16 protein-coding genes and 1 pseudogene are annotated in these 23,847 nt (G+C 39.0%); 8 read left to right on the forward strand and 9 right to left on the reverse strand.

Features of this window, described 5'->3' with window-relative positions:
• Positions 1–653 precede the first annotated feature (653 nt).
• The 3 genes from A6E03_RS07735 to A6E03_RS07745 are packed head-to-tail and all read left to right on the forward strand — an operon-like array spanning position 654 to position 3,361.
• Complete coding sequence (locus A6E03_RS07735; protein ID WP_065600554.1) at positions 654–1,343, forward strand: ABC transporter ATP-binding protein; 690 nt, start codon at positions 654–656, stop codon at positions 1,341–1,343.
• A gap of 2 nt (positions 1,344–1,345) precedes the next feature.
• Complete coding sequence (locus A6E03_RS07740; RefSeq protein WP_065600555.1) at positions 1,346–2,689, forward strand: FtsX-like permease family protein; 1,344 nt, start codon at positions 1,346–1,348, stop codon at positions 2,687–2,689.
• Between the two features lie 9 nt (positions 2,690–2,698).
• A complete protein-coding gene (locus tag A6E03_RS07745; protein WP_065600556.1) occupies positions 2,699–3,361 on the forward strand; it encodes a DUF3299 domain-containing protein in 663 nt (220 codons plus the stop codon).
• A 494-nt stretch (positions 3,362–3,855) separates the two neighbouring features.
• On the opposite strand, the gene A6E03_RS07750 is transcribed toward A6E03_RS07745, so the two are convergent.
• The 7 genes from A6E03_RS07750 to A6E03_RS19810 form a co-directional block, all read right to left on the reverse strand.
• Complete coding sequence (locus tag A6E03_RS07750; protein WP_065591066.1) at positions 3,856–4,494, reverse strand: hypothetical protein; 639 nt, start codon at positions 4,492–4,494, stop codon at positions 3,856–3,858.
• A 64-nt stretch (positions 4,495–4,558) separates the two neighbouring features.
• Positions 4,559–6,283, reverse strand: coding sequence for an aspartate:alanine exchanger family transporter (locus A6E03_RS07755; protein WP_369688358.1), 1,725 nt, complete (start codon positions 6,281–6,283; stop codon positions 4,559–4,561).
• A gap of 241 nt (positions 6,284–6,524) precedes the next feature.
• Positions 6,525–7,919, reverse strand: a complete 1,395-nt coding sequence (locus A6E03_RS07760; RefSeq protein ID WP_065591068.1) for a glutamate decarboxylase — start codon at positions 7,917–7,919, stop codon at positions 6,525–6,527.
• Positions 7,920–8,643: 724 nt separating this feature from the next.
• Entirely contained in the window at positions 8,644–10,290 is a 1,647-nt protein-coding gene (locus A6E03_RS07765) for a porin family protein (protein ID WP_255310609.1), read from the reverse strand.
• Positions 10,291–10,450: 160 nt separating this feature from the next.
• Positions 10,451–11,818 (reverse strand): FUSC family protein, encoded by a 1,368-nt coding sequence (locus tag A6E03_RS07770; RefSeq protein WP_065600557.1) that lies wholly within the window; start codon positions 11,816–11,818, stop codon positions 10,451–10,453.
• Positions 11,819–11,828: 10 nt separating this feature from the next.
• The gene (locus A6E03_RS07775) at positions 11,829–12,707 is read right to left on the reverse strand and encodes an HlyD family secretion protein (RefSeq protein WP_065600558.1); all 879 of its coding nucleotides are present in this window, start codon (positions 12,705–12,707) and stop codon (positions 11,829–11,831) included.
• 10 nt (positions 12,708–12,717) lie between these two features.
• On the reverse strand, positions 12,718–12,930 hold the full coding sequence (locus A6E03_RS19810; RefSeq protein WP_083190343.1) for a DUF1656 domain-containing protein: 213 nt from the start codon (positions 12,928–12,930) through the stop codon (positions 12,718–12,720).
• Between the two features lie 396 nt (positions 12,931–13,326).
• Between A6E03_RS19810 and aspT the strand changes: the two genes are divergently transcribed.
• The 5 genes from aspT to A6E03_RS07800 all read left to right on the forward strand — a co-directional run bounded on the left by aspT (position 13,327) and on the right by A6E03_RS07800 (position 21,024).
• Positions 13,327–15,042, forward strand: coding sequence for an aspartate-alanine antiporter (aspT, locus tag A6E03_RS07780; RefSeq protein WP_065600559.1), 1,716 nt, complete (start codon positions 13,327–13,329; stop codon positions 15,040–15,042).
• A gap of 41 nt (positions 15,043–15,083) precedes the next feature.
• On the forward strand, positions 15,084–16,268 hold the full coding sequence (locus A6E03_RS07785) for a patatin-like phospholipase family protein (protein WP_065600560.1): 1,185 nt from the start codon (positions 15,084–15,086) through the stop codon (positions 16,266–16,268).
• A 137-nt stretch (positions 16,269–16,405) separates the two neighbouring features.
• Positions 16,406–17,320 carry a LysR family transcriptional regulator gene (locus A6E03_RS07790; RefSeq protein WP_065600693.1) on the forward strand — a complete coding sequence of 305 codons (915 nt, stop codon included), beginning with the start codon at positions 16,406–16,408 and terminating at the stop codon, positions 17,318–17,320.
• Positions 17,321–17,592: 272 nt separating this feature from the next.
• On the forward strand, positions 17,593–18,768 hold the full coding sequence (locus tag A6E03_RS07795; RefSeq protein ID WP_065591073.1) for a BamA/TamA family outer membrane protein: 1,176 nt from the start codon (positions 17,593–17,595) through the stop codon (positions 18,766–18,768).
• A 165-nt stretch (positions 18,769–18,933) separates the two neighbouring features.
• A complete protein-coding gene (locus A6E03_RS07800) occupies positions 18,934–21,024 on the forward strand; it encodes a carboxylesterase family protein (protein ID WP_065600561.1) in 2,091 nt (696 codons plus the stop codon).
• 789 nt (positions 21,025–21,813) lie between these two features.
• On the opposite strand, the gene A6E03_RS07810 is transcribed toward A6E03_RS07800, so the two are convergent.
• Together A6E03_RS07810 and A6E03_RS20440 are read right to left on the reverse strand one after the other, a co-directional pair.
• Entirely contained in the window at positions 21,814–23,148 is a 1,335-nt protein-coding gene (locus tag A6E03_RS07810; RefSeq protein ID WP_065591076.1) for an amidohydrolase family protein, read from the reverse strand.
• Positions 23,149–23,701: 553 nt separating this feature from the next.
• Positions 23,702–23,841: pseudogene (locus A6E03_RS20440) on the reverse strand (IS3 family transposase); the annotation flags it as partial.
• Between the last annotated feature and the right edge of the window lie 6 nt (positions 23,842–23,847).

Raw genomic sequence — 23,847 nt, forward strand, 5'->3', positions numbered from 1 at the left:
GTAATGGTCTTGCACTTCGAGTAAAGCCAATCGGTAGTAAGTTTTGGATATTTAATTACCAGCGACCAATCACTAAGAAGCGAGCTAATCTTACTCAAGGTAAGTTAGAAACGGTAGTGTTGTGACTACGTAATATTGGCTATTAATTTATAGTTTCTAGGGCGCTTCGGGCACAAACTGACTTAGAAAGCATGGCAAGAACCGCTTAGCCACTAGAACTCTTACTTTACACTGGTTTTATATTTAAGTTCATTCTGTAGTATTCATACATTCATACATTCATACATTCATACATCGCCATTTTAGCCTTAAATAGTGACGGGTAACTCAGCAATAGAATAGCCTAAACATTATCGACAGGTATCCCTTATATCTTTGTAAACGCTATCGTTATTGGTGAAGACTCTGTTGTGCTAGCAGGCGCTTTTTTAGAAGAAGGATTGCGTATTGTAATTGAAGAATAATCTAATAAAAAACAAAAATGATAGTTGCTAGATTGTGAAGGGTTTCGTCCTCTTTAAGAGAGTTAACGCTTTAGCATTTTACCTTTAATATCTGCCACATCAAGGAATTGCTATTAGATGTAAACGCGATTAACAACGCGACTTATTAAGCCGTTCTTAAACACCTAAAAAACGTTAAGGTAGATATTAATGATAGAAATTAACAACCTCTGTTTTTATTGGGAAAAAAGTTATGTTATTGAAGGGCTTCGTTTAAATATTCAAGCTGGACAGCATCTATTTATTGAAGGTCCAAGTGGCAGTGGGAAAAGTACGTTATTAAATTTATTTGCTGGTGTGTTATGCCCGAAAAAAGGCGATATTAATATCCTTGGGCAGAATTTAAGGGAGCTTTCTCCGAGTCAAAAGGACAGTTTTAGAGCCGATCATATCGGTTTTATTTTCCAGCAATTTAATTTAATTCCCTACTTAAGCGTCATTGATAACATCATATTACCTTGTTCATTCTCTGCGATAAGAAAACAAAAAGCATTACAGCGTAGTGGAAACTTGAATATTGAGGCTATACGCCTATTGAAGGCCTTAGGTTTAAACGATCAAGCGCTGTTTCAGCGTAGCGTCAATGAGTTAAGTGTTGGTCAGCAACAGCGTGTGGCAGCCGCTCGCGCGATGTTAGGCTCACCTGAAATTATCATTGCTGATGAGCCGACATCAGCATTAGATTCAGGGCATCGAGATGCGTTTATTAATACTTTATTCAATGAATGTGAGAAAGAAAATATTACGCTGATATTTGTCAGTCATGATACCAGCCTAAAAAAGCATTTTTCTAATCACATTAACTTAACCGACATTAACCAGATTAAGCAGGAGAAGTAATTATGGCTATCTTTTCTTTAGCGCTTAAAAGCTTATTCAATCGTAAATTAACTTTTTTAATCACCCTGTTTTCGATTGCCATTAGCATTACGTTGATTCTAGGCGTGCAGACATTAAAAGATGAAACAAAAATAAGTTTTATGAAAAGCATTTCAGGCACTGATTTAATTGTTGGTGCAAGAGGGGCTTCTTCGCCACTTTTATTGAGTACCGTTTTTCATATTGGTAATACAACCAACACCATTAAATACGATTCGTTCGAAGATATTAGAAAATCTTCTGCTGTTGAGTGGGCGGTGCCAATTTCGATGGGTGATTCTCACAAAGGTTATACCGTATTAGGAACTGAATTGTCTTTCTTTGAGCATTTTAGCTATGCGAATAAACAGTCATTAGTCGTTCAGTCGGGGAATATTTCAAATGATATGTTTTCTGCTGTCATTGGCTCTGATGTCGCTAATAAGCTTGGGTACCAAGTTGGTGATGAAATAATCATGACACACGGTGGCGGTGAAATAGAAGGCCACGATCATGACAACATAACTTTCCATATTGGTGCTGTGCTTGCTCCTTCGTTTACCGCCATTGATCAAACGCTAGTTATTTCATTGGAAGCGATGGAAGCGATGCATGCTGATAGCGATGGCCACTTTGGTGTACTCAGCTCAGAAAATAGTATCGATACTCGTGCTGAACAGCACTCAGAAAGTGACCATGAACATGCAGAGCATGAAGGACATCAGCACCATGAGTCACAAGAGCAACGCGTTGCACGTTTGATGGAAATTAAACCAGAGCATATCAATGCTGTTTTCGTTGGGCTTAAGTCGAAACATGTTGTATTAGGAATGCAAAATTATGTGAACAACTATGACGGAGAACCTTTATCGGCAATTATCCCGACAGTTGCATTGCAAGAGTTGTGGGCATTTTTCTCAATAGCGGAAGTTGCTTTAAATATTGTTTCTGGATTTGTTGTGTTAGTTGGCTTATTAGGCATGTTAAGCATCATTTTAATGAGCCTTAATGAGCGACGTCGTGAAATGGCCATTTTACGTTCAATGGGGGCAAGACCAGTTCATATCTTCTCCCTAATTATAGGAGAAGCCGCAGTCGTTTGTTTATCGGGTATTTTACTTGGCATCATTCTTCTATACGGTTTGTTATTTTTATTACAGGCACCACTTGCAAATCACTTCGGATTTTATTTAGACATTTCTGGGCTTAATTTAAATGATGGTTTGATTCTGTTAAGTGTTCAGGTGAGTGCAATTGTCATTGCAATCATTCCTGGTTTGTTAATTTACAAGACGTCATTATCTGATGGTATGAGTATTAAATTTTAAGGTATCCACATGAAAAAATTATTATTAAGTTTATTTTTATTATGCAGCGTTTCTGCTGTACAAGCGGCATCGCCTATCGCGGTGACTTGGAAAGATTTACAAGGAGTTGTTGAACCTTATAGTGATCCTTTTAAAGCGTTAACAGAGGATCAAATTTATAATTTATCGGTGCTTGCGCGTGTGATAGAGATGCAGAAAGAGTCGCCAGAAAAAGTGTCTGAAGCTAGGTTAAAAATAGCTGATGATGCAAAAGAAAGCCTTGTAGCAGATAGTATTGATATCGAATACCTCTTTGAACAGCGTTTAGTTATTATGGAAAAACGCCAACAAGCGATGAGTTCAACGAATGGATTATTTGCTGATCAGACAATTAAAATGGCTGGTTATATGCTTGCACTTACTTACGAAGATGGATTGGTTTCAGAATTTTTGTTAGTGCCAACGTTTGGAGCTTGTTCGCATGAAGGGGTACCCGATGCAAATCAAATTATCTTAGTTAAAACTAAGACACCGTTTGCAGTCGGATCGCCTTATGAAGCGGTCAGCGTTACCGGAACACTACGCTTAACGTCACAAGAAAAGGACCTATATTTGGTTGATGGTCAGAAACAAATTGAAATGGCATATAGCTTAGAAGATACCATCGTTGAGCCTTATGTGAGTAAATATTAACGGCCTGATTGTTGGCTGTTTGAAAGGGAATGTGAAGTAGCATCAACTAATCGCCTTTTCGCAAAAAAGTTAAATACCTTTCTATGATCGCCTTCACTACTCGCTAGTGAGGGCTTTTTTAATTTGTGTATGCGTTTATTGCTTTTATTCCCGTGCTCTTTATTGAATAACCCTTCATCATTCGTTAATACCTTTGAAAATAGTAAGACTTCCGTCGTTGATATCCTCTTAATATTATTATCTCCATAAATCCATGTATACGTCGAAAATTTTAATGCAACCTCTGCCAATTTTTTTGAAGGTAACTTTCTAACGGTTGTAGCAAATACTGTAGCTAATCTTATTTATTAGCACCTAATTAAGTTATTGATAATATTGTAATATTTTTGTTGTTTGAAATCGAATCAAGTTATACCTTTCTGGATGCCGTTACTGTTAACGACCTAGGAGTCTCTCTGGATGTGCTGATATATAAACAAATATAAGAAATATATTTACCAGCGTATTGGTTGTAAAAACTCAATTAACCACTGGTTGATAGAAATGCTTGTTGCATCATTCATATCAATTGCCATCGCCGTTGCAGTAATAACACCTAAGCTACTTAACAGTATAAAATAACCGAAAGCGAGTGCCATATTGGTTCTCTTCGGAAAAGGTGAATGAGATATTGCATGCAGTGGTCCTATGTAAGTGGCTAAAAACCAGCTGATACTGCCGACAAATAACATTAAATTTTTCAAGGACGAAAAGTGTATCGATAACGCCTGTTTTTCCTCTGCCATTACGCTTAAAATAAGCTCAATTGGGATAAAAAAACCAGATAAAGTGGATGCAAGCCCGCAATACATTAATAAATCACCTGCAATAAGATGCCAGGAAGTGCAGGTGCCAGCTTGATCGTATTCACTAGAATAGATATAACTAACCATCGCCGCCATAGAGAGGGCGATAGCTAATAAGAGGGAAATATGTGGACTTGCTTGTTGTGCTACATCGATGCCTTTTGATGTACCGTAAAGGCGATTTATTTGGAAAGAGGCAACGGCAATGTTAAAACCAATAACGGTCAAACGTGAACGCATCACGTTGACCGCTATGTTAATGGAATGGACGCGCTTAGATGGTGTCATTTTATATTCCTTATTACTATCTTATTGATGTAATTGTTTACACTTCATCTAAGGCTTTCATCAGTTATAGCACCATACTTAGGTAGCCTAATATCAATACAATCATTGAGGTTAGAGCATAAGGAACAGGGTATCCGACAGCTGGTAAGTCACTTTGACATGCATCCTGAGCTCCTTTCATTGCAGGTGTACTATTACGTGCTCCAGCACAAGCGCCAGCTAGAATTGCGGGGTTCATTCTGCGGAACACTAAACCATATATCCAAGCAAGTAATGGCGGTAATAATGCTGCCAACAGACCTAGCCCTGCTATTTTGATAACAACAGTACCTTGGAACGAGGATAATATTTTAGGGCCAACGGAAGCGGCTAATACTGCAACAAATAAACTTAAACCAATGTCTTGTAAGAAACTACGAGCGCCTTCACTCATTGGCCCACCAAAGCTTGGGTTACGTGTTCTAAAGTAAGAGAATAAGATACCAGTTAGCATACAACCTGCTGATGTACCTAGTGCGAAAGGAATACCGCCTAAGTTAACACTTGCATGCCCACAAACAAAACCGATGAGCAGTGAGATTGCAAGGTACATTGTTTCTGTTACCGTACTTTCAACAATCGGTACACTATTAAGTTTTGTTGCGGTTTGCTTAATACACCAATCAGAGCCTGCTAAACGAAGTACATCACCTGTTTCTAGTACTGTTTTTGGTAGTGTTGCAATTTGAGTACCCTGTCTAAAGAGCGCTTTAAGATGTACTCCAAATCCGATTTCTTTACTCGCTTCTTCAATTGTTTTTCCTATATAGTCTGATTTACCAATGTGAATATCTGCAACTTCAAGGTCAACATTACGCGCTCTAGGCTCATCAACTTCAGTACCAACCGTTTCATCACCACCTTCGATAAGGACATGATAATTACCACGAACACCAATAACGTCACCCATTTTTAATGTTGGGTTATCCGAAGCATCGATCACTTCATCACCACGCACTACTTTTAAGATCGCCGCATGTGGAAATTGATGAAATAGGTCGATGACACTTTTACCAATCAGTTCTTTGTGTTCTACGTTATAGGCACGGATATCTAAAGGCAGTCGACCTGTATTAGAGAAACCGCTGGTGCCTGGTAAGGGTTCTGAACTATCACCACCGCCAAACATAGCTTCCGCTTCTTTACCCGCTTTTACAGGATCTCGGCCTGACATTGCTGGCAAGTATTTAATAAGTAAGATGATAAATATGCTTGATAAGATATAAGTGATTGCATAACCCGCTGCCATATTTGCGCTAACTTGGTCTATGGTCATACCGTCTGGTAAGTTAACAGCACCTGATGACAGTGCCGATTGCGCAACGCCCATTACAGCAGTTACGGTGTAACTACCTGAAATAATACCGGCTGCATAACCTGGTGCCATGTCGAGTAATTTTGCACCAAAAAATACAATTAAGAAGTTACTAAAGACAACAATAAGACCAATAACGATGAAGTCGATACCACCGCTTTTTAGCCCTGAGAAAAATTGAGGGCCTACTTTCATGCCAATAGCGTACATAAACATCATTAGGAAAATGTCTGACACAAGTCCAGGCGCATCAATATTTAACCCGTAAACTGAAAATGCGGTTAGCGCGATAGCAATACCGACTAACAATGTACCCGCCGTAGAGCCTAAATTAACGCCTTTGATGGTGATTTGTCCTAAGGGATAACCGATCGCTATTGATAGAAATAGAAAGACAAAAGAATTATTTGCAACATAGGTAAAAAGGAAGGCAATTGGGCCACTGACGTCCTGTGTAATTGCACTGCTATCTGCTGCGATTACACCAGCAGATAACAGTGCCATTAATACAAAAATAAGGAGGCTTAAGCCAAATTTGTTTTTCAGAGAAGCAAGGGGGGTAAAGATGCTCTCCGATTTTGTGATTTTCATAATTATCTCCGGGATAGAAATATGTTTGATGTGAGAGTCGGTTGAATATCAACCTACTCTCAATACTTGATAAAAAAGAGGGGGGTTAACCGTGGTTAAAGCCAGCAGATTCAATAGCATTACTATTGTGAACAATAGGGTTCTTAGCAAAGAAATCGATGCAACGTTTTAAATCTTCAACTAATAAATCTGCTTGGTCACGGCTGAAACCATGACGTACTAGGATTCGCATAATAGCGAGATCTTCTCGTTTAGGCGGCATTGTGTAAGCCGCAATTTGCCAACCACGTGAACGAATACGATCCGATAAATCAAACAGGTTAAAGCCTGGGTCAATATCTTCTTTTAGAGACCAACTTAATGCTGGAATACCACCACGACCATTGTAAATAATATCGAATAGGCCTAGCTTTTCTATCTCATCAGATAAGTAACGTGCAGTGTCGTAACAGGCATTGTGGATTTTACGGTAGCCTTCTTTACCTAGGCGTAAAAAGTTATAATATTGTGCAACAATCTGTCCACCAGGACGTGAGAAGTTCAATGCGAAACATGGCATATCACCACCTAAGTAATTAACATTAAAGATTAGATCTTCATGTAGAGCACTCGCATCACGCCAAACAATCCAACCCACACCCAAAGGAGCTAAACCAAATTTATGACCTGAAGCATTAATCGATTTAACACGTGGTAAACGGAAATCCCACTCAAGTTCTGGTTCACAGAATGGGGCTAGGAATGCACCACTTGCGCCATCGATATGCATTGGAATATCAAGTCCAGTGTCTTTTTGAAGTTGGTCAAGTGCATCATGAACTTCTTTTACTGGTTCATATTGACAAGTAAAAGTCACACCCAGTGTTGGTACTACGCCAATGGTGTTTTCATCACAACGTTTAATCACTTCTTCAGCTGTCATGATCAGACGATCGCCTTCCATTGGGATTTCACGTAATTCAATATCCCAGTAGCGTGCAAATTTATGCCAACATACCTGAACTGGACCACAAACCATGTTAGGTTTATCAGTTGGTTTACCTAGTGCTTTCATTTTTTCGCGCCAAGCCCATTTAAGTGCCATACCACCTAACATTGCAGCTTCACTAGAGCCCGTTGTTGAACAGCCTAGTGTATTTTCAGCATCTGGTGAATTCCAAAGATCTGCAAGTATGTGTGTACAGCGCGCTTCTATTTCAGCAGTTTGTGGGTACTCATCTTTGTCGATCATATTTTTATCTAGACATTCATCCATTAATTGATGAATTTCATCTTCAACCCATGTTTGGCAAAAGGTAGCTAAATTTTGACGAGAATTACCATCCATCATTAATTCATCGTGCACTACTTGGTAAGCATGGCGTGGTTCATGCTCATTTTCAGGCATTTTATATTTAGGCATTGATAGTGATAAGTCTTCTGATGCGTAAACATCGTCTAGCATATTATCGCGTACTGTATTTTTGGAATGAAGAGGCATGTATTACTCCAGTTTAATGAAAATTGTATTGTTTAATCATTCATAATAAAAAGATTAATCGTTATATAATGAATAGTTTGTTGTATGTATCTGTTGATAAAGGTTGTCGTTATCTTGCTGTCTGAACATGTTGTGAATATTATCAATGAAAACCGTAGGGCGTTAATCGCTTAAGAAGGATCTAACCCTTCAAATAGGTTGGGGTTATAACCTATTTGAATCAGCCATCTGAGGCACAGTCGAGCGCTATCTCAGATACTTACAACTAAAGGATTTATGCTGTTTTAGGTTGATGAATACACTGGTTTTTTGTTGTTTGTTATGAGTGTTATTATGTGGGAGGGCTTATTAATTCGGTGATATATACTGGTAGCTAATTGTTCATTGATGAATGTTTTTTATAACGACAGAATAAGGATTTCTGAGGTGTTATTTTAATAAAGATTAGATAAAGGGCTGGCTATTTTTATGATTAAATCGCTACGCGTTGAAGAGCTTAAAACTGAGGGTTTTATACTTTTCAATTATTATCCCCTCAGTTTATTCAAGAAATTTGTCTACAAAGTTGATAAAACGTTCTCTTTATTTTTAAATATTCTGTTTATCGGATTTAGACTAATACCTGCATTTTGGGAAACATTCTTTTAATCGTTTCCCCTCCTTTTAAAGAGTACTAAAAAATCAGTTTATAATGGTTCCGAGCTTAATTCGTAATAATAGAGTATTAGAAACGGTAGCCTAAATTTAAGGTGGCAGAGCTTCGTGTTTCACCTTTATTCAGCAGTAAAGTCGCATTGTAACTTTTGCCAATTTGTTTGTTGAAACCCACTAGAAATGCCCATTTATTAAGGTTTACACCCACATCATAAGAAAAGGTTTCACCGTTAATGTCGATGCCTTCCAGCTCACCTGTAAATCGCGGTTTTAAGCCTTGGTACTCTGCACCAATGAATAATTGTGTACGGTAATTAACTAGTTGATACCCTAACATGGGTTGGATTGATAAAATGCCATCACCCCAAGTATTCGTGCCTTTTAGTCTCGTTTGAGAATATGTGGCGGAGACGGATGCAAAGTATTCTTGATAACCGACGGAAAGGGTAGTGCCAAGCCCTACCACATCATACTCGAGATGAATCGGTACTCCGATTTTTGTTTGATTACACAAGGCTGAAATTTCATCGCAAAAAGCATCCCCTAATCCAGTCAATTTATCGTTAAGTTTGTCTTTAATACCTTGGCCAATAGAGCCGGTATATTGGGCATCGATGTTTGCATCAACATTAATTTTTCCAAGTAACGCATAGACATTCCAAAACGGTAGAATATTAAGGTCGCCACGCACGGTTAAACTTTCTGCGGTCACCGACGCAGTTGAACCCGCTGCATTAAATATGGCATTTAAGTCTGCCCCCATGACATTAAAGTCTGTAAATCCAAAATTCATATTTTGGCTACGAGAGGCGATTGAAATACCATAAGCTTTAGGAATATCAATCCCTTTACGACGCACCATATCACCCATTATCGGGAAGAAATCATGCACAGTGACTTGTTTGTCTCGCATTCGAGGGTCAGATACTTGCTTTAAATAAGCTTCATTAAGTACGTTGATTTCACCACCTTCATCATAATAAGAGATGGGTGTTATTGTCATTGCTAACGTAAAATCTGATGTTCGCTTAAATTTTCCTTTGGCCTCAATGTGTTTTTTTTCCGTGATTATTTTGCCTGTTTGCAATGTTTTGAAGGTTATTTTTTGCTGATAATGGTCAACGTTATAATCGCCATATTTAAATGGTTGTGAGTTACTGATTACCATGCTGACCGGCTGTTTATCTTTTACGATGATCTTTACATTCATAAAACGAAAATAAGCGATCTCTTGCGGTAGTCCATATTTAGAATAATTGAAACTGATTTCAGTATGCTCTGCATCAAGCTTTTTGGCTTCGACCGAAGTAGGGTCATAGCTTTGTGCGTAATCGCGCAGTTGATATTCAGTACGGGTAATCTTTTCAATTTCGGTGATGACATCTTCACTTTCAGCAAGCTTAGCTTCATCATACTTAATGCGTAAATTTATATTACCTTTCGTATCTGTCGTTTGAATAATAAATATCTCTGATTCACGTACTTCATTACCTACTTGAATGCGACGATTGACATGCTCAACTAATTGCTCTCCTTTGGTTAAAGAGCTTAGGCCAAGCCTTGGGATATCGTCATTAATACCGTGCTGTATAAAAATAGCCTCGCCCTCTGTGACTGAAGCTGCCATCGCATGATTAAACATTGCGATGACCAATAGGAACCCAATATGAACTGACGGTTTAACTCCTTTCTTTATTTGTGCGGTAAAGTTTTTCATTTTTTATTTCACTCACTTAGTCAATCTTAATAACGTCTTTGATTTATGTAATGAGTGAATTTTATTGAGAAAAAGGGGATTGGGTTAATCGCTTATGATGGATGGCATCCTCAATTATTTAAACAGGTGGTTCAGCACCGCTTCAGTGAAGCGGTGCTGATTAGTTTACTTGATAGAGTTTGTTGTAAAAGTAGGTCACTGCTAAACAAATATAAAATAGTGGGATCATAAGTAAAGAGCTTTCAACTTGGTAACTTGGGGTGAGTTGCAGTGCCCCCATGGTTAATATCACGAGGAAGTTACCACCTAATAATCGAAGTGGTGCTAATGATGGTGTGCTACAGCCTTTCCATATAAAAAAGGCGTTAAGTGCGTAGAGCCCTGCAAGTTGCCATATTTCAGTGAGTGTAGGCATCAAGAATACATATTGTGCAGTAAATATTATACATCCAGCTACCATGGCTAACGCAGAAAGATTGACAACCTTATTTGAATGTTCGGCCAATACATTCGCATAAATAGAGGCAATCAATGGCATAATATAGCCACCCGGTATTGGAAAATATATCCATATGATTAAACATGTCACGAGAACGCTTACTGCTTTAAACACATTCTTTAGACGTTGTCTTAACGGTATATTAAAGTGGTTTTGCACATTTAATGTTACATGATCCTTCTTGTTTTCATAGGTGTACCATTGCTGTAGTTCAGTGTAACTACTTTTGGGAGATAGCAAGCTTTCTGAAAATAAGGATACGCCTTTATCAAGATCTGATTCATCTATATTTTTACCTTGTGTTTTATCCTGCAATAATGAATTAAGTTTTTCTATGCTATTAAGTGAGAATCTCCAATACTTTCTTTCATGCGCAAGCCTTGGGCTATCGAGCAAAGGAAGATTTAACATTTCATGTAACTTTTGTAATTGCTCTAAGAGTTCAGGGTTTTGATCTACTACCAAAGTGTCTTGTTCTTCAGAATTATTGCCTTGAAGTGCTATTGTCTTTTTTATCTTGTGAGTAACGCTTGAAAATAGGTCAAAAAAGATATCTTCGGTCTTTATTGGCCAGATAAAACGGAAAATAAAACTGTAGGAAAGCACGCCAAGCAGTGTTTCTTGAATGCGTAATATTGCTAAACTAAAGGAATAATCGCCATTAAATCCTCCAGAACAAGCGACGATAACATTTACTGTAAATGCCATGGTAAAGGCATATCCAAACTTTTTGTGTGACGACATAAAAACACAAAACGCCAAAAAAAGAGTGTAGAAAGTAATAAATAAAATATAATTTTGTGCAAAACTGCCTAGCAAGAATATCGCATAAACACTACCCACTAAAGTGCCGAGAATACGGTTTCTGCTTTTAGCTATTGCATGAGAATAACTCTCTGTTGCTGCTATCATAAACACGGTAATAACTGCCCAATAGGCTTTATCCCACCCCAACCAAAATGCAGCTGTAATGGACAGTGCGACTGCTAACCCAACCTTAATTGCTTCTTTAGTCGATTGATGCAACATAATGATAGCCTTAATTAAACGTTGTTTGTTGTTTGGTAATTTGCACTGACGCCGTCATACCAACACGTAATTGGATCTCTTTGGGCACATTATTGAGTTTGATTTTTACTGGGATTCTCTGTGCTAAACGGATCCATTGAAAGTTTGGATTTACAGTCGGAAGCAGGTCGTTGCCTGTGCTTCCATCTAGTTTAGCAATACCAAAACCAATGCTGAGAACCTTACCAGATAGTGTGTATTTGTCGTTCATCAACAGCGTCACATACGCTTTATCATTCGCAGCAACCCCCTGTAGATCATTTTCTTTAAAGAAGCCTTCAATCCAAAAACTATTCTCATCAATTAAGGCAACAACGGGTTGATTTGCGATGACTTGAGCACCAATACGTAAATTTAAATTAGTAATGTAGCCATCTACAGGTGCATACACTTTTGTAAAATCTAAGTTTAATTCGACGGCTTGTTGATTTGCGGTGGCTGCATCTCGGTTTGCTGTAGCTGTTTCTACGGCAACTGCTAAGTTATTGAGTGTTAATGCAGGTACTGCTCCGGGTGTTAATTTTTCTAAGCGTACTGCTCTTGTTTGTTCATTTTTAGCCTTAGCGACCAATGCGTTGGTTTGATTTACAGCTGCGATGGCTTGGTTTAAATTTGCTCTATACATTCTGTCATCAATTTCAAATAATAATTCGCCTTGTTTTACGTGTGAATTGTCATCGATATGGATGGCTGATACTTGACCTGTAACACGCGGGGTTATTTTTACAATTGATGCGCGTACTTGTGCATCCCGAGTCCAGGGATTGATGTTGTCGTTTTGATAGAAGGAGTACAACGATCCCCCTGCGAGTAAAACAAGAATGAATGTGTTTAAGTAACGTCTGCGCATTTTTTGTCCTTTAAATAATAATTAAGCGGCCAATGAGGCCTGTGAAAATAATAAGTAAACTCAATTCTGCAATCGCAGGAACGGCAATATATTTGTAGAAATCAAACCTGACACTAATTGCACTAACAATACTGGTCAGCAGGTAAGCTAACGCGACCACCAGTAATAAGGGGGGGATATAAATCTCACCAAATATGAGTTCGTGGGGGATAGAGTTAGTCACTATATTTTACCTAGTCATTATTGTGCCGTCACAATATAGAAGGATAAGCGATGTCGGAAATCGCTTATGATGGATCTTATCCATCAAGCCTTGATAGATACTTAAGGGAGTGTTGTTCTTTTCTGTACTTCATTTCATCAAATATTTTATAAAGTATGAAACTGATAGTTAATTTGCTTATTGCAATGAGGGTTCGATCCATCATATGTGATTTATGATTATTGCTTTATCCCACTATGATGGCGTTACTTTCTGATGATGGGTTAATACTATTTAGTCCCATTTTTTAAGGTAACTTGATGAAATGATTAAGTTAAGAGGCGTGACAAAACGTACTTTTCCGTCGCCATTTTGTTGTGAATAAAAGATTAATTAAAATTTTGAAGTGATAAAACTATGGATATTGTTCATCAACTATTTAGTGTGTCCCCCTTTATTGCACTATTTATTACGCTTTCACTCGGCTACTTAGTCGGCAAAATTACCATTGGGCGCTTTGTTCTTGGTGGGGTTGCGGGCACATTATTAATAGGCGTGATTATTGGGCAATTTGGTGTCAGTTTCGATCCTGGTATGAAAAGCCTCTTCTTTGCACTGTTTATTTATGCGGTGGGGTATCAAGGAGGTGCACATTTCTTTAACGCTTTCAATGTTAAAACCATCAATATTCTCCTGTCAGCGGTTGTCATGACAGTCACTGGTTTAGTGTGTGTTATTGCGGTTGCTTGGTTATTTGATCTTGATCAAGGCACCGCTGCTGGACTTGCCGCTGGTGGGCTAAGCCAATCTGCCATCATTGGTACTGCGGGCGATGCGATAAGTCAGCTTGACGGGTTAACTACAGAGGCAAAACAGTTGATGCAAACTCATATGGCGGTCGGTTATGCGGTCACTTATGTGTTTGGTGCATTGGGCCCTATTTTTATGGTGACTTGGATTATTCCGGCTTTCATGAAATGGGATATCCGTGCTGAAGCAATTAAGCTTGCTGGTAAAGTGTCGAACGGTAAAGCAGAGCTTGCACCAGGTGAGGTTAATGCCGTCATTAATTTGGTTTCGCGTGCTTACGAAGTGAATTCAAAAAGTATTGCACTTGGTAAGTCACTCGATGAAATTAACAAACCTACTATTGATGTACGTATTGAATTGATTGAACGTGTTGGCAAAGTGCCAGTAAGTGATGGTCGCCAACGTCTTGAGAAGGGTGATGTGATTATCATCACCGGTCATCAAGATGCGGTGTACCAATTAGAAGATAATATATTTGGAAGTGAAGTCGCTATCCCTGAGGGGTTTGTGGGTATAGAAGAGACTCGCCAGTTAATTGCTAGTCATCGTCAATTTATTGGACAATCACTACAGCAAATAAAAGATTTTTCTAATGAAGGTACTTACCGTGGTATTTACATCACGGATTACTTACGCGAAGGCACGCCTGTTGAAGTTTCCCCGCACTTAATTTTTAAAAAAAATGATGTTATCGCGTTAACGGGCTCAGCTGAAGATATTAACCGTGTTGAAAAAAACATTGGTAAACGGTTGGATTCCGCTTTGACCACCGATTTTTTTATCTTTGGTTTAGGGATGTCGTTAGGGTTATTCATTGGTCTTATTAATTTTAGTATTGCAGGCACTCCCGTCTCGATAGGCACGGGCCCTGGGTGTTTGATAGTCGGCTTAGTGCTCGGATGGCTTCGCCACCACCATTTCAACATTGGTGCATTTCCGATGGTGGCATCTAACTTCATTCGTGATTTTGGCCTTGCTATGTTTGTAGGTATTGTTGGTCTTGAAGCCGGCCCTCAAGCACTTGCTAGCATCAAAGCGCATGGTACCTCACTGTTGTTTTTAGGGGCTACGGTTACGCTTATTCCACAAATTCTCTCTTTCTTCTTCTCATATTATGTATTGAACATTAAAAACCCAATCGAAGCATTAGGTTGTATCGTCGGTGGGCGCAGTGCAAATCCTGGTTTTGCTGCTCTGATGGAAAAAGCCGGTAATGCAACACCGGTATTTTCATTCACCGCTACCTATGCGGTGTCCACCATTTTACTCACATTATTAGGGCCTATTATCGTCGCTGTTATTACTGTTAACGCGACTATGTAACGAGCTACTTTATTAGTTATTGGGCATAAAAAGAGAAATTTATGGAAAATAAACATTATGGCATTACTATTTTAGCGCTATTGCTAACGGCGTGTAGTTCTACGCATACACTTGAAAAACGTGTGACAAAAGAAAATTACAGAGCGGTCTCTATTGAGACTCAACAAGACAAGAAAGCAGAGCCGTTTCGAATATGGCCAGATGGAGGTGTCGATTTTTTACTATCTAAGGAAGATAACTCGACCCCGTTAAAGGTCAAAGGGGATAGGTTTAATATTTTAGCGTTATCGGGTGGCGGTGCTAATGGTGCGTATGGAGCGGGCATTATAAATGGCTTGCATGATAGTGGCCGGCTCAATGAATACACGGTAGTAACGGGTATCAGTGCAGGGGCATTGATGGCGCCATTTGTATTTATAGGGGGAGATGAAATATCTCACTTAAAAGCCGTCACTTTAGGAATGGATGACAGTATGGTGCTTGGTAGTGGCAATATTATCAATGCATTGATTAAGGATGCATTCAGCGACGGTAATGATATGTTCCGTTTTATTGAGCAGGTTTATACTGAGCAAATAATTGAAAAAATGGCTGTAGAACACCGTGCAGGTCGACGTTTATTTATTGGCACATCGCATTTTGATTCTGATGAATTAGTTATTTGGAATATCGGTGCCATTGCACAAAGCGACCTCCCTAATAAAGTACACTTGATTCATCAAGTTCTGACGGCAAGTGCATCTATTCCAGGGGTGTTTCCACCGCAATTTATTGATGTGAATTATCAAGGTGATACATTCGAAGAGTTGCATGTTGATGGTGGTATGTCGGCACAAGTTTTCTTTAAGCCAGGCCATCTTGATTACAGTAAAATCAATATTGCATTGGGATTAACGACCACGCCTAGGGTAGATGTGATACGTAATGGTGTCTTTACTGCGCGATACCATTCAACGCAAGATAAAGGTGTTGAACTGTTAAAAAGAAGTGTCGATTCAATGGTGGTTCAGCAAAGTATGGGTGATTTATATAGGATGTTATATTTTAGTGAAGTGGAACATCTAGCTCTCTTTTTTACTCAAATAGAAGAGGATTTTCAAGGAAAAAAATCGACTCAGGATATGTTCGATTTACACTATATGAATGCTTTGTATGAGTATGGTTATGCGAAAGCAATCAGGGGTAATGTATGGAAAGAAGGCTCTCAGAGCATATACCCACGCTAATCAGTCATTCAACGTTCGCAGAATGAATGCGGTGCATTGATAAGTGAACAATGTACACGCTGGATAAGTGAACTAGTTTTTTAGATTCTTAATGATATACTTTGATGTATAACTTTATATTAAAAGAACATGAGAATATGCAGTTTAGCCTCGAACAACTTCAAGCTTTTGTTGCTGTATATGAACAGCTTTCTTTCAGTAAAGCTGCGGTTAAATTAAATAAGCACCGCACAACGATTGGTCAAGTTATCACTAATTTAGAAGACCAATTAGCGGTCGAACTTTTTGAACGTGTTGGCCGTACTGTTAACGTAACAGACGACGGTAAATTTTTGTATCACTATGCGAGACAAACCATAGAGCAGGCACGTGTTTTCGATAAAGCAGCATTGAGTTTATCCTATGGTGGGTTAGAAAATATTACCATAGCCTACCCGAGTATTTTGCCCCAACGCATGCTATCTCAAATACGTATTCAACTTGCGAATGATTTTCCCATGATGCGCGTTAACTTTTTAGTGCGAAATAAAGCCGAGATAAAGCAGGGGATCATGGATAATATTTATCATTTTGGTTTGGTGAATATCCATGAAAGTAGTGCTATGCATAGCTTTGATGCCACTTTTTTGGGCAATTTGGAGTTTCTACCTTTTGTGAAAAAGGGATCTGACTTGGCTGAACTACCAGCGGATGAGGTATTTGCTGCGTTGAAAAAATCGCGCCAATTTGTATTAAAATCTTTTATTGATGAGGGACTAAGCGAGAAAATAGTCTTTTCGCCTAACCATGAAGTCATCGATCAACTTACTCTGGTCATCAAATTAGTACAAGAAGGATTGGGCTGGGCGTTATTGCCTAAAGTCCTTACCGAATCAGAATACACCGCGAGTGACGTGGAGCCACTGTTTGCGGATGAAATGAAAAGAGGGGTAAAGTTTGGTATCGCATTATGGTGCCCACACTCAAAACAGATTAAAACGATTAAAAATTCGTTTGTAGAAGCAATTGAGCGCTACATTGCACATTTGGACACCATTCAAAACCCTCATTAATCCGCACCTTCAAAGCAATAAATACAGGCATATTTATTTATTGCTTTCTTTTTATTATCGTTTTTTATACTCCTGCGTGATGCCTTTTTTTGATGACGTTGATACTTCTCCTTACGCCACAATCTTTGCATGATTGGTAGGGTTCAGTCCTCTTTCTGTGAGTTAAGCTTTTTCTCTCGCTCCTTTAAAATCAGTGTTATTCATGATTGAGCCTCTTTTTTACTAAGTGTCGCTCATGTATTGCATTAACACTTACTTTTAAAGAGTGCTCAATGAGAAAAAATACGTTATTAAACTCCCTTGCTGTGCTAACGCTGGCATGGAATGCACCCACTTACGCTTCATTTTCAGATCCAACGGATTTGCGCTTTGATATGGGGCATTATATTGCTGAGAATAGTTTTGGTTTTTTACCTGTTCCTATTTTGATAACAGAGCCTGCGGTTGGTATCGGTGGTGGGTTAATGGGGATGTTTATGCATGAAACAGAAGAAGAAAAAGAGAAGCGTAAAACACTCGCGATGAACTCCCTCGATGGTGGGGCCCAGCTAATGCCCGCTGCTATTACACTGGTGGGGGCTGCGGGAACCCAAAATGGTACGTGGCTTGCCTTTGCTGGACACCGGCATTCTTGGCTAAGCGATTCCATTCGTTATACCGGTGGCATCGGCTTAGGTCAGGCTAATTTAGCAATATATAAAGAGTTCTCATTGGGAGGGGCTAGACAAACGTTGCAGTTCGGTACAGAAACAAAGGGTATTGGTATGTTGCAAAAACTACAATTTAGGATCGCACGTACACCTTTAATGCTAGGCATAAAACAAGTCGCAATGAAGAGCTCGGTACATTCAGATAAGAAATGGGTTGATAAACTAATGGGACTTACCTTGGGGAACGATTCTCTTACCTCTGGCATTGGTGTCACCGCCGACTATGATACGCGAAATAATATTTTCTTTCCGACCGAGGGGCATGCTGTCGGTCTTGAATATATGGTCTATGACGAAAATATTGGCAGTGATTCAAATTATCAAAACTTGGTGCTTAATGGTGAAGGGTACATACCCATTGCACAGGATTGGACATTAGCTTTTGCAGGTAACTATCAGGCTTTTAACAGTGAAGATAGTTTTGTGTCACCCACGGCGCAGCCTTACGTGAAATTACGTGGGGTGTCTTCCTACCGTTTTCAAGGGGATAACGTCGTCACTTTACAGTCACAAGTAACCTATGACATTGATCATCGTTGGACGGTATCTGGTTTCTATGGTGTAGGTATGACCCACACAGAAAACCGTTTTGAGTCAGCTAAAGAGGATCGTGTTGATGCCTATGGTGCTGGATTTCGTTATCAAATAGCGCGCCGTTATGGGCTACATATTGGTGTTGATGTGGCTTTTAGTGATGAAGAGCAGGCGTTGTACTTTAATCTTGGTAGTGGCTTTTAATCTCACCGTATCGATACTCTAGATGCGATACTATTGGCGTGAGAATGCGGGTGAAGGTTGTAAGGAGGGCGTGATCCATCAAAAGCGATTGTTGTTATTTCTTATCTCTCTTTATGATGAGCCTATCAACATTAGGCTCATCATTACTATGGAATAACTATTATCATGACTAAGACTTTAATACAGCACTCTTTATTGGCCCTTAGTGTGTCAGTGGTACTCTCTGCTTGTAATAGCGAAGAGGAAACGACCGTTATTCCCTCTGAGCCCTTACCGCTGTTACCCTTACCGCCACAACAAATTACGATAGAATTCGAGCATGCGACATTACAAGCATTACAGGAATCTGTCGTTATCACGACTCAAACGGGTGATGAAAGCTTAGTGGCGATTGAAACCTTTAAAGGTGTTAACTATGCGAGTGCAGATCGCTTTGCACATAGTGTTACCAGTGAATTAGCGGGAAATATTAATGCCACAAAATTTGGTGATGCGTGTCCACAGGTCGTCTCAACGCAGCAAGTGCAATCGGAAGATTGCCTAAACTTAAATATTTGGCGACCAGAAGGTACTTATTCCGGTGATCATTTACCTGTGTATGTTTTTATTCATGGTGGCGATTTTGAGCAGGGTAGCGCATCAGATGCAATCACGCAGGGTGATACCGTCGTCGCACAAGGCATTGATGATGGCAACCCTTTTTTAATGGTGAGCATAAACTACCGTCTGGGTATATTGGGGAGTTTATGGACCGAACAACCTGAAGGTGGCAACTTTGCCATTGGTGATCAAAAAAGGGCACTAGAGTGGATTAACCAACATATTACTGAGTTTGGTGGCAATCCAGCTAATGTCACCGTGATGGGCCAAGGGGCAGGCGCAATGTCAATTGGTATATTACAACAAACCGAAGGGGATGATGTGGTATCGGGGAGTTACATACAACGCGCTATCATGCAAAGTAATCCGTATGGCTTTGATTATCAAAACTATGGGCAAGCTAAAAAAATGGCCAGCAAAATAAATGACTACAGTAGTGAGTTATTTGCGACTGAAGCGCTCGATAGCTTGTCAGTTGATGAAATTATGCAATTACAAAGCAAAGTACTTGATCCAATCGAGCGTATTGGTGCATGGACAGGACTTGATTGCATTGATACTGATAAAATCGACTATGGCGCAACCTGCGTTATCAGCAAAATCTCGAATGAGATAACACCTATCGCGACATTAATGCCCTTTGCACCTTATGTAGAATATTATAAACCGCTGTTTGGCAGTGCCAACGAAGGTTTACATGTGACCACACAACCGATGGAAACGGCATTGACTATTCCAACCGTACTCGGTGTGAATGCCGATGAAGCCAATACCGTCAGTATGTTGCCAATGTTAACCTTTTTAATTCCGACATTGATTGAATTAATCAGTGAAGATGCTATCAATAACGATGCGTTAGCATCTCAATCTCTACAGGTCAGTACACTGCAACAGTGGTTAGCACAAGAGGACAATGTTGAGCGTTTACAGGATGAGCTATCTGCATTAACCGTGCAAGATGCGAGTACTAAACTGGCCATTGAGGATCTATTAGACGACTTGCCGAGCAGTGCTTATGAAGCCGTCAGTAAATTATTTTTAGGGTTAGGCAACAGCGAAACTAATAATGAATTATTAGCGTTAACCGACTTTTACCCTAATTCGGAAAGTACCCTCGGTGGTGCTGGCGATAATATGTCGCAATTTAAGTCATTAGTGAATGCAATTGTGTTTGCAGGACCTGCAAGGTTGAAAGCAAAACAGAGTGACGATAATAATGTCCCGGTGAGCTTTTATCATTTTAATTATCGCCCGAGCTTTAATGTTTGGAGCTTTGACAATGAAATAAACCTTGGTATTACAGATTTACTTAAATCCATTAGCTGTATTAGTGGTGCTTGCCATGGTTCAGAGTTGCCTTTCGTGTTTAATAAAGCGTTTAAATTAGATGGTATGAGTGTTCACCCTAGTGACCAAGATAAAACACTCATGAATAAATTATCGCGTGTTTGGTTTAGTGACCAACTGTTCGATAACTACCAATATAGCGAAGCATTAGACAGTGTGATGGTGATTGAAAGCACAGGCAAAATTATGATGCAATATGATTGGGACAGTGCGACTCAATCGGGAATTGACCCTAAATTACGCAATGGCCTATTAAATGGGCTTGAAGATGAAAAGCTATTAATACCTTACTTATACCAATCTAAATAAATACTTGGTCATTCTTGCTGGTTAAATTCCTTTCTAACTTCTTTGTCAATTTTGTAGTTAGAATAACTAGTTAATTGCAATTGACTCCTTGTTATAAATGAATTTTCCTGCGCAATTCTATGACCAATTACTTATCCAGATGGGTATTACAAGGTAGCGAATAATCTCAACAATATGGCAAGTCGGCCAACATTCTTTATGTTGGCCGATTTTGATTTTTAGCTTCGTTTATTTTGACTTGATACTTAGCTAACCTGTCATCTAAGTTACAACTATATTATCAACTACTCATTAGGCTTTATTTCCGACCCATTACGACAAAAATAATCATTCCAACACTTTTACCTATTACTCTCGTTTTTGACTATGCAAACAAACCTCTAGGTCTAAGCGCTGTTTAGGGCTATAAAACCAGTGATATAACTAAGATTTTTGTTGTGGAAACGAAGAGCATTGACGTTGCTGATGACGACTTGTTGCTAGATGAGAAACGTTATAAATCATGCTTACTGGCCATTCAGACAGTGCTGAGCGATGGAAGTATGCTTGTATGGATAACTCTATTAATACATGTAAGTGGCTGTATATTACTGGAGATACGAGCTGGAATGATGTGTGAGTTAAAATGAGGGAATAGCTTTGACTATTGAGATATTCTTTGATCTTATCTTGCAAGTAAACAACACAAAATAGTGATATTTAGCAATACAAGTGATTAAAGTGAAGTCGCCTAGGTAAGTGCTCGTTATTTTAAAGTATCGTGTGCATCCATGCACTCGAATGTATTATTTAAAGTGTATTTTTGTATATTACACCGTCTTTCATGATCAATTTAAGGTTATCTGTCGGGTTGGTAAGAATTGTAATATCTTCAAGTGGGTTACCATCGATTAATAATAAATCTGCGTATGCCCCTTCTTTAATTACACCCATTGGATGTGGGTATGGGTTACGTTTACCTGATAGAGCGAGTAATGCAGCAGAGTTAGACGTTGCTTGTTGCATAACCTCTGCATTAGAAAACCATTTTGTACGATGAACAAATTCATTATTCATTGTTCTAATTGCTTCAGGGTCTGTAATAATATCAGTACCAAATGAGATTTTTTCATAGCCTATCTTTTTAGCTATAGTGAATAAATTATCAAGGCCAGCATATGCTTCACGATGTTTATCTGCCTGTTCTTCGGTGTAACCTTTAGGAATGAAAGTATAAACACTTACTTGAGGAGATAACCACACGTCATTTTTCTTCATGTAGCGCAATGTTTTCTCATCGATAAGGTTTGCATGCTCAATACTTTTTACGCCATTGTCAATGGCACGGCGAATACCTCTATTGTTATAGACATGTGATAGAACATATGTTCCCCAATCACCTGTCGCATCAGTTGCTGCTTTAATCTCTTCTGGTCTAAATTCAACAACATCGAGTGGATCAGAAATAGAGCCAGTTCCTCCGCCTACAGCAATCTTAATTTGTGTAGCACCTCTTCTTAAATTTTCTCTAACGGCTTTAAGCATCTCAGGTACACCATCCACAACGACCATATCGTAATTACGAGCCATCGTATCCCAAGTACCATTCCCGCGAACATTGGAACCATCAGCATCAAAACGGTGATCCGAGTGGCCTGCTGTTTGGCTAATCATTGGCCCTGATGGATAGATTCTTGGTCCCGTTACGTAACCTTGGTCTATTGCTTTCTTTAAAGAAAACGTATTTCCTGCTACGTCTCGTACTGCAGTGTAGCCATTCATTAGGTAGGTATTTACTGTATCGGTAGCAACATAACCTATAAATCGAGAGTCAGACGTCGCTAATTGCCCAAAAGACATCTGAGCCGTGAGATGCTCATGAGTAGCTATAAATCCAGGGCTTAGGGTCTTGTTTTCGCCATCAATTATTTCTATATCTTTTGTTGTCGTAATATTTTCAGAAACTTGCTTTATGAGATTTCCTTCTACAAGTACATCTTGGTTTGGAACTAACTTGTCGCTACCATCATAAACATTCACGTTTTTGATAAGATAACGGTGTGGTTGTTCTACACTTGCAATGGCATTACTCGCTAATAGAGAAAATGTGACGAGTGTAATTGGTGTAATTAATTTCTTTAACATATAAATACCTGATTTTATTGTAAAAATTTATTCATGAGTGAATGGTTAAATATTTAACGTTTCATTTGCACAAGGCGGTGGGGATTTCATTTCAATTTGATGAAATATCGTTCGGTGTGAAAGATAGACTGAATATTTATATTCAGTCATTTTGCTTGCTTACCATTTTTTTGTAGGAGTAGAGTAGGGGGGATTGCAGTTTTTTTATAATCGCATTTGTATGATCACATCCTTCAAATGTTTGCGTTTATTATTTTTATATCTGTATGCCGATGAGTTAGCTAGGTTATTTGGGGGGGGTATGGTTAATTTTCCGAACGTTGTAGTTGTATGAAGTCGAGCGTGGTTGTAGTAACGGATATATTCTTTACGCGGCCAAAAAATTGCTCTGTAGCAGGGTTATCTAAACAGCACCACATTATATAAAAAAGCCCACCTAGCGTGGGATTTCTTGTGTCTGTAATTCATTTTTTATCAACAGCTTAGTTTTTTATTTTCCGTGAATTTTTATAGTCATCCTAACTGCTTTTCTTTTGCTCTAATGTTTTTTTTTTGGTATTTCCTTCCAATACTTAAGCTACTCTGATGAATATCAAAAAACTTACAAAGGGTATTTATACTGTGGCTCCGCCTGAGTTTATTTATTAATACAAATTGTTCAGTGAGTCTGATATCAACAGAGCCATGGCTTTTTTAGTA

The sequence above is a fragment of the Aliivibrio sp. 1S128 genome, from assembly GCF_001691065.1.
GTDB lineage: Bacteria > Pseudomonadota > Gammaproteobacteria > Enterobacterales > Vibrionaceae > Aliivibrio.